Source organism: Stenotrophomonas sp. YIM B06876, assembly GCF_030711595.1.
Classification (GTDB): Bacteria; Pseudomonadota; Gammaproteobacteria; order Xanthomonadales; family Xanthomonadaceae; genus Stenotrophomonas.
On sequence record NZ_JAUJUJ010000591.1, the window covers coordinates 1 to 405 of the forward strand.

Annotated in this window: 1 protein-coding gene; it reads right to left on the reverse strand. The window is 69.9% G+C overall.

Annotation, left to right across the window (positions count from 1 at the left end; translation table 11 throughout):
* Positions 1-263 (reverse strand): alpha/beta fold hydrolase (locus QZH66_RS18625; protein ID WP_305807265.1); only part of this gene is annotated, 263 nt, incomplete at its 3' end.
* Positions 264-405 lie beyond the last annotated feature (142 nt).

Below are 405 nucleotides of genomic sequence, written 5' to 3' on the forward strand. Positions count from 1 at the left end.
GCGATGTCCTGCACCAGGTGCTTGGCGCGGTAGGCCTGGGGCTCGGCCGGGCTGCTCGACGCTGCGAAGCCGCGCAGATTGGGCGCCACGCAGCGGTAGCCGCCGTGCTCGGGCCGCGCAAAATGCGCCAGCAGATCGTCCCAGATGAAGGCGCCTTCGGGGAAGCCGTGCAGGAACATGAGCACGGGCCGGCCGCGTTCGCCGCTCACGCGGCAGTGCAGGGTGCTGCCGTGGGGCAGGGCGATGTCGGTGGTGCTGACCATGGCTACTCCTGAAAAGTGAGCTGCAGGCGCTTGATGGGCAAGCGCTGCAGGCTGATTTGTCAAAAATAGACGAGGCCGGCCGCCGCGCTCGCGCCCGCTGTGTCAGTCGAGCGCGGGCGGTTCGCCGTCCGCGCCGGCGTCC